A 12233-nucleotide genomic window follows, 5' to 3' on the forward strand; every position below is an offset into this window, starting at 1 on the left:
CGGGGCGGGGCGTGATCTTCCTCCTGGTTTCGCCCGAATACACTTACGCCCCCAACCCTTGGGAGAGCTGGGGGCGTAAGTGGTTAAGGGCAGCCGGACTGGGTTAGACCAGCGCTAGCTTAGAGCTTCGTCGATAAGCTCCTTCTGTTCGAACTGGTGAACCTTGGCCACACCCGTAGCCGTGGAGGACTGGGCGCGACGCGAGATGCGACGCATCTTGGGCAGATCCTCGATGAGCTCGGGGAGGTGCAGCTGCATGAACGGCCAAGCACCCTGGTTGGCGGGCTCGTCCTGAACGTAGCGCAGCTCCTCGTAGTTGGGGAACACCTCGAGGGCCTTACGGATCCGGTTGTAGGGGATCGGGTGCAGCATCTCAATGCGGATGATGGCGATATCCTCAATCTCTCGCTTCTGGCGCTCCTTCTCCAGATCCCAGTACACCTTGCCGGAGCAGAGGATGACCTTCTTGATCTTGTCCACCTCGCCGGTGACGTTGCCATCAACATCAACGAACCGAGGATCGTTGATCACCGAGCGGAACTTCTTCACGTCCGTGAAGTCCTCCGGCTTGGACACGGCCATCTTGTTACGCAGCATCGACTTCGGCGTGAACACGATGAGCGGACGCCGCATTTCACCAAGCGCGTGCCTGCGCAGGAGGTGGAAGTAGTTCGCGGGTTCAGAAGGCTGGGCCAGCGTCATAGAACCCTCGGCGCACAGCTGCAGGTAACGCTCAATACGCGCGGAGGAGTGGTCAGGCCCCTGGCCCTCGTAGCCGTGAGGCAGAAGCAGGATCACCTTGGACAACTGTCCCCACTTGGCCTCGCCGGAGGACACGTACTCGTCGATGATCGTCTGCGCACCGTTGGCAAAGTCACCGAACTGGCCTTCCCACGCAACCACTGCATCGGGGTTGCCCACGGAGTAGCCATACTCGAAGCCCATGCCCGCGTACTCGGACAGTGACGAGTTGTAGGCGAGGAACTTGCCGCCATTACCGCGGCTTCGCGCGTAGGCATCCAGCGGGCTGAACTCCTTGCCGGTGTGCGGATCGAAGAGCACGGCGTGACGCTGCGTGAAGGTACCACGGCGGGTATCCTCACCGGCGATACGGACGAGCTTGCCCTCGCCGGCCAACGAGCCGAAAGCGATGAGCTCGCCCCAGGCCCAGTCGATGCCGCCATTTTCTACGGAGTCGACGCGTTTCTTAGCCACGCTCTTAACGCGCTGGTGGATCTCGAAGTCCTCCGGCACGTTGGCGTAGGACTGGCCGATGGCCAGCAGCTCTTCCTTGGAGATGGAGGTATCCAACCCGTGGGCGAGCTTCTGCGATTCGGTGATGCCCTCCTGGGCCTTGGCCTTCTCCTTGCCCTTTGCCTTCACCTCGTCGAACACGGTCTCCATTTGGTCGTGGAAGTCCTGCTCAACCTTCTCCACCTCGTCGTCGGTGAGCTCACCACGGCCGATGAGGTCGCGGGTGTAGGTGGTACGGACGGACTCGTGATTATCGATGAGCTCGTACAGGCGAGGCTGCGTCATCGAGGGATCGTCGGCCTCGTTGTGGCCACGGCGACGGTAGCAGATCATGTCGATGAACACGTCCTTGCCAAACCGACGACGGTACTCGGTGGCCAGTTGGCCGACCCACACGACGGCCTCCGGGTCATCGCCGTTGACATGGAACACCGGGCAATCGTATGCCTTGCCCTGGTCAGTGGCGTAGTGGCTGGAGCGGCCGGAGTCCGGGGTAGTGGTGAAGCCGATCTGGTTGTTCACCACGATGTGAACGGTGCCGCCGACGGTGTAGCCACGCAGTTGGGCGAGGTTGAGGGTCTCCTGCACCACGCCGAGGCCGGCAAATGCGGCATCGCCGTGAAGCTGGATCGGAATGACGGTGAAGCCCTGCTCGCCCTTGTCCAGTGCGTCCTGCTTGGCGCGGACGATGCCCTCGTGAACCGGATCGACGGCCTCGAGGTGGGACGGGTTGGCAGCGAGCGTGACCTTGATCTCGCCATCGCCAAACATCTGGATGTGCTCGCCTTCGGCGCCGAGGTGGTACTTCACGTCGCCGGAGCCACCGGGCGCTGCCGGGTCCATGTTGCCCTCGAACTCGCTGAAGATGGTACGCAGCGGCTTGCCCACGATGTTGGCCAAAACGTTGAGGCGACCGCGGTGAGGCATTGCGATGACGGCCTCGTCCAGGCCCTGCCCGGCAGCGGTGTCAATGACGGCATCCATGAGCGGGATGAGGGATTCAGCACCCTCGAGGGAGAATCGCTTCTGACCGATGTACTTGGTCTGCAGGAAGTTCTCAAAGGCTTCCGCGGCGTTGAGCTTTTGCAGCACGTACTTCTGCTCGGCGTGGGACGGGCGGGTGATGCCACCCTCGATGCGATCCTGGAGCCAGGTGCGCTCGTCGTGGTCGAGGATGTGCATGTACTCCGAGCCAACCTTGAGGGTGTAAGCCGCGTACAGCTTGTCCAACACCTCGCGCAGCGTCATCTGCTCCTTGCCAGCAAAGCCGCCGACGTTGAACGTGCGGTCCAAGTCCCACAGGGTCAGACCGTGAGTCTCGATATCGAGGTCGCGGTGGTCAGGGGCGGACACACCCGGCTGGATGTAGTGCAGCGGGTTGGTATCGGCAATGAGGTGTCCACGCGTGCGGTACGCCTCGATGAGGTGGGCGACGCGAGTGTTCTTATCAATGCCGGTGTTCGGCACATCCTGTGCCCAGCGCATCGGGGAATGCGGGACCTTCATTTCGCGGAAGATCTCGTCCCAGAAGGCGTCGTCGACAAGCAGCTTGGACAGGTCCGTGAGGAACTCGCCGGACTCAGCACCCTGGATGACGCGGTGGTCGTACGTAGAGGTGATAGTAACGAGCTTGCCCACGCCCATCTCCGCGAGACGGTCGGTGGACGCGCCCTGGAATTCTGCGGGGTAGTCCATCGCGCCGACACCGATGATGGCGCCCTGGCCCTTGGTCAGGCGGGGGACGGAGTGGCGGGTACCGATTCCGCCCGGGTTGGTCAGCGAAATGGTGACGCCCTGGAAATCGTCCAGTCCGAGCTCGCCTGTGCGGGAACGTGCCACGATGTCCTCGTACTTTTCCACGAACTCCGCAAAGCTCAGCTTCTCGCATTCCTTGATCGCGGCGACGACGAGTGCACGGTCGCCGTTCTTCTGCGTCGTGTCAACGGCGAGACCCAAATTGATGTGCTCAGGGGTGACGAAGTAACGCTTCCCGTCCTTCTCCTCGTAGCTGACGTTCATTGCCGGGTGGATCTGAACAGCCTTGACAATCGCCCAGCCGATGATGTGAGTGAAGGAGATCTTGCCGCCACGGGTCCGCTTGAGGTGGGCGTTGATGATCGAGCGGTTCTCGAACATCAACTTGGCGGGCATGTCCTTCACCGACGTCGCGGTGGGGACCTCGAGGGAGATGTCCATATTCTTGGCGGTAGCCTTGGCGATGCCCTTCATCACCTGCTCGCCGGGCTCGGGCTTGTCAGCGATCTTGCTGAGAGGTGAGTGCTCGAGCTTCTTCTTCCACAGCTCTTCTTCTGCGTCGCTGAGGCGCTTGATTTCAGGTGCTGAGTCGAAAGCGTGCTCGGCGACCTGATCGTGGTCCTCTTGCTCCGTCATTCCTAGCCCAGACTTGGCCTCGTCGGGGTTGGAAGCTTGCTCCTCGTCCCGGGGCTGGGGGTCCCGCTTCGTTGTGGGAGCCTTCTTAGTGGCGGGTGCGGAAGTGGTATCGGTGAGTCCAGCCTCAGGGGTGCCCCCCTTAGAGAAATAGGCCTTCCACTCGTCGTCAACCGACGAGGGGTCCTTCTTAAACTGCTGGTACGTTTCATCGACTAGCCATTGATTTGCACCGAAGTCTTGGGTTGTCACGGCTGTAGAAACCTCGCCTCATTTGTCTAGCGGATAAATTTTCATGTCGTACTTCTAACCAAGTGTAATGGCACTGCGCAATCTCCGTCGGCGGATCGATCCGCAGAAAAAGTACAGACATGAGTGCACCTATTATTGTGTCAGTTCTCACCCGTTTTTTAAACCCGTCTGAACCCGCAAACGGGGGCTTACCAGGTGCAGGCGGGGCAGGCCCAAGCTGCGCTCTGGAGGGGATTAGTGTGCCTTGAGGTACCCCTGCGATGCCCCCGGGACCCGGTGAATTGGGTGGTTGTCATGTGGTTTTGCGCAAGAGTGCGGGGCCAGCGACAAAGTCAAACCCGGTGGAATGAAAGGTAGCTTTTGCCTATCTTTCGGGCGCGTTTCGTAACCGATCGCTCCTTTTAGCCCCGCCGGTAGTACACGTCACATTTGTGGGCTTTGAGTCAGTGCGACATCAGAGATGAGTGGTCGTACCCATCGCTGTGGCAGGCGCGCACTCGGCAGAGCTCTCGCTTACGGCCGAGGCGAGCACTCTGCCAGAGACGCTCGCTCCCAGTCAAAGGCGCACACTCTGCAAGGGCGCATACTCGGCCAAAGGCGCCTACTCTGCCAAAGGTGCACCTTTGGCCGGGGGTTAGGAAGCGCTGGGCTCCGCGTCGTGCGTTTGCGCCTGCCACATGCGGGCATACAGGCCACCGGCGGCTACCAGGTCCTCGTGTGTGCCGTCTTCCACGATGGCACCCTTGTCCACCACGAGGATGCGGTCCGCGTGCTCGGCGGTGGCGAGGCGGTGGGCGACGACGATGGACGTACGGCCCCGCGTCACACGGTCAGAGGCCTGCAAGAACGCCGCCTCCGTGGCCGGGTCTAACGTCGCGGTCGCCTCGTCAAGCAACATGATCGGTGGCTTGAGCATCTCCGCCCGGGCGAGAGCGATGAGCTGACGCTGGCCAGAACTCAACCCGAGCCCGCGCTCACCAATCTCGTGAGTGAATCCCCCGGGAATAGAGGCAATCGCGGTCAATGCCCCAACGCGGCGGGCGGTGGCGGTGATCTCTTCCCTGGTGGCATCGGGCTTTCCGTAGGCGATGTTATCCGCAATCGTGCCGGAAAACAGGTGCGCCTCCTGGGGGACGAACCCGATGTTGGAACGCCAGGTCCTCAGCGGGAACTCCTGAATATCGGTGCCGCCGGCGGAAACCGTGCCCGCAACTGGGTTGTAGAAGCGCACAAGGAGCTTCACCATGGTCGACTTGCCGGCACCAGTTGTCCCCACCACTGCGACGGTTGTGCCCGGCTCGATCCTCACGGTGAGGTTCTCGGCGACGAGGCTTGTCGACGAAGAATAGCCGAAGTCGACATCATCCAGTTCGAGAGCCCCCGTTGCCGCCTGGGCTACTTCTGCACTCGAGCGGGTTCCGTTGTCTTCCACCGTTGGTTTGGTGGAAAGCAGTTCACGGATCCGTCCGAAGCTCACCTTGGCCTGCTGGTAGCCGTCGAAAAGCATCGATAGCTCCTGGATCGGACCGAACAGCAGTCCCATGTACATGAGGAACGCCACGAGAACGCCGGCCGTGAGCCGTCCCGTGAGGACCGCATGGGCTCCGAAGAACAGCACAGCCGCCTGGGTTGCCTCGTACACGAAAGCGATGCCGGGGAAGTACGTCGCCACTGCGAACTGGGCCTTAATCCGAGTCTGCCGGTAGGCGCGGGAGGCCGCGGTGAACGTGTCGAGGGAGTACTCCTCCATGCGGTGCATCTGTGCGGTACGCAGGCCGTTGATCGACTCTTGGAACTGCGCATTGACCTCGGAGATTTGATTCCGGGCCACGCCGTACAGGCGCGCGGAAACCGACCTAAACACGAGCGTTGCGAGCACGATGATGGGGATGACAACAACCATGACCAGCGACAGTGAGGCATCGGTTGCTACAAGCATCGCGATGATGCCCACCAAGGTGGTCAACGCGACAACGCCCTGGGCCAGACCGGTCTGCAGGAAGGAGCTGAGCGCATCGATGTCGGTAGTCATGCGCGTCATAATCTTGCCTGATTGGGTTCGCTCGAAGAAGTCCATCGACAGCCTCTGCAGGTGCGCGTAGCTGCGCAGCCGAAGAGTATAAAGCATCCGCTCACCGGTGCGAGCGGTGAGAATTTGCCGGAAGTAGCCGGCAGCCCATGCGACAGCGATGACGACGAGTCCGACGACGGCGATCGCGTACAACCGGCTGGCGTCCTGAGCAACGATGCCGCCATCGATAGCAACGCGCACGAGGTGCGGGAAGATGAGGTCGGCCGCGACGGACACGAGCAGCAAGAAGATGACGCCGATGATGAGCCAACGAGCGGAGCGGAACAGCGGCTTGAGTTGGAGGCCATCCTGTTCCTTCCGGGCCTCGGCGGAATCCACCGTCGGGTCTTCTTTCGCAGGGGGAAGTGCATCCACCTGAGCAAGAAGTTCAGGAGACGCCGGGGCGAGCGCTGCCATGGCGCCGCCTGGGCCACCCATCCTCATGCCACCGCCGCGTCGCATCGCGTTCATTCCGGAAGACGACGAGCGGGTCCGTGCCGAACGCCCGCCGGAACCATTGCTACCAGCCTCACCACCGACCGGAGAGGCTGGAACATCATCCGACGGCCACAGCTCCTCCAGCGTCGGCATATCCGAATCGTCGCAGTCAACACACAGCGGGTCACCCTCTGATTCAGGCTCGGGCGCGTTCTCCTGATCCATGAGTTCCGCGTAGCGAGGGTGCCGCGCCATTTCACTGGGCGTTCCTATGGCGGTCACTGCGCCGTCTTCCACCAGCGCCACACGATTGGCTAGGTCGATGGTGGAGGAGCGGTGGGCCACCGCGATGATGGTGACATCCCCTAGATCTTTGAGGGCGGAGTAAATATCCTCCTCCGTGGACGCATCGATGGCTGAGGTGGCATCGTCGAGAAGCAAAATAGACGGTCGGGAAAGCAGAGCGCGAGCCAGCGCGATGCGCTGGCGCTGGCCGCCCGAAAGCGTTAGCCCACGTTCGCCCACCACCTCGTCGTAGCCATTCTCGAGCTCCATGATGAACTCGTGCGCCTGGGCCGCGCGGGCGGCATCCTCCACCGCCTCGTCGGAATAGTCACCACCCATGGCGATGTTCTGGCGAATCGACGCGGAATACAAGAACGGATCGTCAAAAACCGTGGTCACGCGGTTGCGGAGGGCCTTCGAATGGACAGAGGAGAAATCTAGCGTGTCCAGCTGTCCGGTGCCATCAGCGCGTGGGTACGTGAGCTGCAAGGCCCCAGAAGCCGGGGCGTAGAACTTGGACGCCAGCTGGACAAACATTGTCTTGCCCGCGCCGGGTGGCCCCACCAACGCAACCGTTTCTCCTGGCTTGACATCGAGACTGAAGCCGGAGAGCACCTCGCGGTCTGGGTTGGAAAACGTGACGTGCTCGGCCCGCAACCCCAAGGGGCCCGCGGGAATATCCACCGGTTGGGCGGGCTCGTCCAGATCCGGGACGAGATCGATGACCTCGTATATCCGGTCAATGGATGCAAGCCCCATGGACAGCCTCAAAACCATGTTGGCCAGGCTGCGGGTGAGCATGGTCAACGCTGACAGGTAGGTGGTGAAGGCGACAAAGGTGCCGATGGTGATCGAGCCCGACATCGCCATAAATCCACCCAGGACGATGTTGAGGATGAGAGCGATTTGAGGCACCTGCTCCAGAGCCGGCATGTAGCGGGCGCTGACAAAAGCGTTGCGCATCCGGTGGGCGTACAGCTCCTTGCCGCGCCGCTCCAGCTCATCGGTTTCGCGTTCTTCTCCCGCGAACGCCTTGACCACCCGCACTCCTGTGACGGTCTCCTCCACATGTTCGGCGAGGTCGGCGGCCTTTTGCTGCGCAGACCACGTGGCGGCGAACACTGCGGAGCGCGAGTGCGCCGTGATCCACACGAGGACGGGCACGCTGACCAGCGCGATGACGGTGAGCAGGGGTGAGATGACGAGCATCACCGCGAGGGTGAAGAACAGTTTGGCAAGGTTGCCAAATGCCATGGGGAACATGGCAAGGAGGGCCTGCACCATGGTGAGGTCCGAGATCGTCCGCGAGACAACCTGGCCTGTGCGGATAGAGTCCTGTTTCCTCCCGTCGAGGTTCTGGAGTGCGTCTAACACCGCAACGCGCATCCTGTGCTGCGTGTCATGTGCGAGGAACCCGGCGGACAACCTGCGTCCGCCCTGGAACACGAAGCGGACGGCTGCGCACGCGAGCAGCATAATGATGATCGCCGTGATGGGGGCTGCGCCGGGTATCAACTTCGTCGCCAGTGAGGAGGTAGTCTCTCCCGTGGCCACATCGACGGCATCTCGGGTGAACAGCGGGATGACAGTCTCGATTGCGACAGTGATGACGGCGGAGGCAAACGCCGCGAGGGCGACCCACGGACGCTGCCACATGGTGGCAAAAAGCTGCCTAATCCGTCGCGGTTGAGAATTCTTTTCTGTCAACGGGAAAGTCACCTTTCAGTAGGGAACTTCTATTCTACCTGCATAAACGGGTATCAGGCTGCGTGTGCAAACCGCAAGACGATGGGGTGCGGTCACCAGAGAGCTTGCTGTGGGTGTGCTGCTTACGTGAAGTACGTGGTTACGCGCGGCACCGTGACCAGAGGCAAACCGAGTGGAGTCCGGTGGATGTAAGCGTGGGGAATGCGTAGAGAAAAGAAACAAATGAGGGCAGACGGTGACCAACCTCATGAGGGCGGGCCCAGCAGGTATTCGGCGGGAATACGCTGTCGCCCGTGGACGGGGTCTAGACCACTGTCCACTGCCTGCTATCCAGGACGCTGGTCACACGTTTTGACTAGCGATTTGGGGTGTTGCTGTCCGCGTTTTCCTCGACGACGGATTCCGAAATCACCTCGCCATCAATGATGGGGTCGATATCCGCAAACGATTGTGGGAGGGACCCGAGGGAGTTCCGGGCGCTTTCAACAACGTTATCCGCAAGTTTGCGGTTAGCTACCGAGCCAAGCACCGCGCCGATCCCCAACGGCATGAGCTTGCCCAGCCAGGCGCGCCGCAGACGCTTATTCATGGACTTCATTGCCGTTTTCACCAGTCGCTCGTTCATCTCGCTGAGCTTCGGTGCCGAAAAACGGGTGAGGAGCGCAGCGGTAGAGGCACCGTTTTCTTCCGTGAGGTCACCGAGGAGGGTGTCCACGATGGCGGTTCCAGACGATCCCGCGAGGACCAACAGAATGAGGCTGCGACGCTTTTCAGGGTCGGTGATATCGGCGCCCCGGATCAAGGCGCTCGCCATGGTGTAAAAAGCAGCGGCATCGAGGAATACCAGTGAATCCGCGCTCACGGCGGCGGCACCGGAAATCATGCCAATCCCCGGGATACTGGCCGCAGCCCCCGAGCTTGCACCCGTGGCTGTTGCCACCCTCTTGAAGTGCTTGTCCAGTTCAAGCTGGAGCTCCGCCGGGGTAGCGGTGGGGTTCTTTTTCTTCATCCAGGAGACATACTTGGTGATCGCGCCGGACTGAATCTGCACAGCCTTGTCCAAAGCCGAGACGACGATCTTTCCTACGCCGCGAGCACGCGATTCCAGTTCCTTCGGATCTGTCGGAGCGTGAGTGAGCGGCTCTTCGGTACGAGAGCCATCCTTCGCGTGGACTTTGTCGTCCTTGGAAAAGAAATTGCTCACTGGATTACTTGCACCCATCTTGATTATTTCCTGCCTATTTCTATTTCGTTGGCCTCATATCGGGGCTGCTACGGCGAGCCTTTATTCTTGAGCGCCCATGCAGTCACCACTGTGCCCTCGTCCATTTGCTCTTCTATCGACGGTACCTCACGCGGGGCATCTGCTTGAAGAGTCTGCTTCATTGTCCCTTGCACCAGAACGAATCCTTCGGCTAAGGCGGGTCAGGATTTCCCGCAGCCCTCGTCCGATACTTACTGGCTTCACCCAAGCTACGTTGCTCAACGAATCGAGTACCGTAGCGTGCTCTCCTTACAACGTGCGAGAGCGCAAAAAATTCCTGGATTACAAAGACACCCCTGGACGACGGGGACGCAAGCGAGCATCGGGCAGGCGGCGCTGTGGGAAAGGATCGTTCGCTACTTATCCGGATTGCGTGTGTATTCCTCGGCTTCCTCCACATCGGCTGCCGTGGGGCGAACTCCGGTGTACTTTTCAAACTGCTCTGCTGCTTGCAGCGCAATGATTTCGCCGCCGGTGAGAATGCTCTTGCCGGCCTGTCGGGCTGCCTGAATCAGCGGAGTTTCAACAGGATACGCCACGCAATCGAAGATGATCTGTGCCCTCTCCACCTCTTGTGGGGAGAACGAAAGATCGTCTTCGTTTGGGCCCTTCATACCAATTGGTGTGACGTTGACGAGCATCTCCGCGTCGGCGGGCACATCTTTCGAGTATTCCCACCCGTACGCTTGCGCAAGGGCGGGGCCCGTCTCGGGGTTCCTGGCGACGATGATTCCGGTAAAACCAGAATCAGTGAGCGCTGCCACCACAGCGTTTGCCATGCCACCGCTTCCACGCAGAGCCACGTGCGAGTTGGGCGCGAGCTGGTGATCTTTCACCAGCTGCGCGACTGCGATGTAATCCGTGTTGTACCCAGTGAGCACACCGTCATCGTTGACAATGGTATTGACGGCGCCGATTCGTTCGGCAGAGTGATCCACCGAATCAAGAAGCGGAATTACCGCCTGCTTGTAGGGCATGGATACTCCGGCTCCCCGAATATCGAGTCCACGGATACCTGCGACGGCATCCTCGATGTCTCGCGGGGCGACGGCCTTGTAGAGAAAATTGAGACCGTACTTTGCGTACAGGTAGTTGTGGAACCGCACGCCGTGGTTGGAGGGGCGGGCGGCGAGAGAGATACATAGTGTGGTCTCATTATCAACGATGCTTACCATGGCTTCCACTGTAGAGAATTGCGCGAAAAATAGGTGACGAATATCGCGATTGCGAGCGAAACCACAAAGAGCGCCGTGCCAGAAGTTCGAGTACAACGCCATTCCTAGGCTTTCGCCACACAGATGCGAAGCGATCTCTCATACCGGTGGGAAGTGCGGAGTTTGGGGACCACAGGAATCCGGAAGTACACAGACTGGGCAACACTGCGGAGAGTAGGCGAAACCGACGGTTAGCCCGGTACCCGCACAGTAGACTGGAACGCAGAGAGCTGACTGGGGCGCAGAGACCAGAACGCGAAAAGCTGTGTCTCCGCCACAGCATGTGGCGAAAGCACGTGACGCATGAGCGGAACAACTCGCTAGGCTGCAGCCACCGGGATGTCAGCTATGGCAACGCCGAGCAAGTGAGAAACAACAATCGCGAGAGATGGAGGTGACCGTGAGATGTCAGTAGTGCACTCGGTTGCGTCAACACATCCGGAACTGGCTGGCTATTTCACAGCTCCGGGGAGTGGCGAAGTTATTAGTGAGGAGGACTTTCTCACAATCAAGCGCGTGACCAGCGCCATCCAGGCAACCGGCGCGAGCCTGCACCTCCCAGAGCTTCACGATGCCGCCCAGGTGTGGGTTTACCGGTTTGCCAACGCCTTAACGCTACCTGCTGCTGCCGCAATGATCGAAGAAGAAAAATACCCCAACCTCGATCTCTCCACGTGCCGGATTACCTGGATGGATCCGCTCTGGTACACGATTGAGCCGCTCGAAGCGGTGGAGTCCATCGAAGATGTCGCCCGCACCTACGTCAGGTCGGTGGGAAAAATCATTGGCATTGTTTCACAGATTGCAGACCTGAAACCGGCACCTCTGTGGGCCCTCGCCATGGATTCACCTGTTGGTGGGCTCGTTCGGTACGGTGTTCAGGACTTCGCGCCGGGTGAGGGGTGTGAAGCGGCGGACGAATTTTGGCGGGTCATGTGTACGGAATCTGGCCACAAGCTTCCTCCGCTTCACTACGAAGTCCTCACCGGGGGTACTTTTGCCCGTCGTGGCATTGATGCGGACGATGATGGCTCTTTTGTTGAGTATTTCCGCTCGTCGTGCTGCAAAATTTTCCGCTCACCGGATGCAGATATTTGCTCCGACTGCCCACGGAGAGGAAAGGAAACCCTGAGAAAAGAAGCCGCCCAGCGGGCCCGGTTTGCCTAGCCTGCGTGTGATTTTCACGCCTTTTCCTGCGCATCTAGAAGTGCTGGCGGCCAAACTTTTGCACGGCCCGCGGCAGATGGCTGAAACCTAGGACCTGCTCGACCATCCACTTGCGCGGGGCGTAGTCCCGCCAGATCCTTGTGGGAGCCCTCTTGCATCGTGGGAGTGGACGTTTTCGTCTACCATCGAGGGC

5 protein-coding genes are annotated in these 12233 nt (G+C 60.4%); 1 reads left to right on the forward strand and 4 read right to left on the reverse strand.

Going from position 1 to position 12233, the window contains the following annotated elements; all coding sequences use genetic code 11:
* Positions 1 to 114: 114 nt before the first annotated feature.
* The 4 genes from HMPREF1219_RS01265 to HMPREF1219_RS01280 all read right to left on the reverse strand — a co-directional run bounded on the left by HMPREF1219_RS01265 (position 115) and on the right by HMPREF1219_RS01280 (position 10834).
* The gene (locus HMPREF1219_RS01265; protein ID WP_016457194.1) at positions 115 to 3894 is read right to left on the reverse strand and encodes a multifunctional oxoglutarate decarboxylase/oxoglutarate dehydrogenase thiamine pyrophosphate-binding subunit/dihydrolipoyllysine-residue succinyltransferase subunit; all 3780 of its coding nucleotides are present in this window, start codon (positions 3892 to 3894) and stop codon (positions 115 to 117) included.
* Between the two features lie 634 nt (positions 3895 to 4528).
* Positions 4529 to 8344, reverse strand: a complete 3816-nt coding sequence (locus HMPREF1219_RS01270; protein ID WP_016457195.1) for an ABC transporter ATP-binding protein — start codon at positions 8342 to 8344, stop codon at positions 4529 to 4531.
* A 406-nt stretch (positions 8345 to 8750) separates the two neighbouring features.
* On the reverse strand, positions 8751 to 9617 hold the full coding sequence (locus HMPREF1219_RS01275; protein WP_016457196.1) for a hypothetical protein: 867 nt from the start codon (positions 9615 to 9617) through the stop codon (positions 8751 to 8753).
* Between the two features lie 398 nt (positions 9618 to 10015).
* Positions 10016 to 10834, reverse strand: a complete 819-nt coding sequence (locus HMPREF1219_RS01280; RefSeq protein WP_040426724.1) for a shikimate 5-dehydrogenase — start codon at positions 10832 to 10834, stop codon at positions 10016 to 10018.
* 555 nt (positions 10835 to 11389) lie between these two features.
* Here HMPREF1219_RS01280 and HMPREF1219_RS01285 point away from each other — a divergent pair.
* The gene (locus HMPREF1219_RS01285) at positions 11390 to 12040 is read left to right on the forward strand and encodes a (2Fe-2S)-binding protein (protein WP_245554363.1); all 651 of its coding nucleotides are present in this window, start codon (positions 11390 to 11392) and stop codon (positions 12038 to 12040) included.
* The last annotated feature ends 193 nt before the right edge of the window (positions 12041 to 12233 follow it).

The organism is Corynebacterium pyruviciproducens ATCC BAA-1742 (assembly GCF_000411375.1).
Taxonomy (GTDB): domain Bacteria; phylum Actinomycetota; class Actinomycetes; order Mycobacteriales; family Mycobacteriaceae; genus Corynebacterium; species Corynebacterium pyruviciproducens.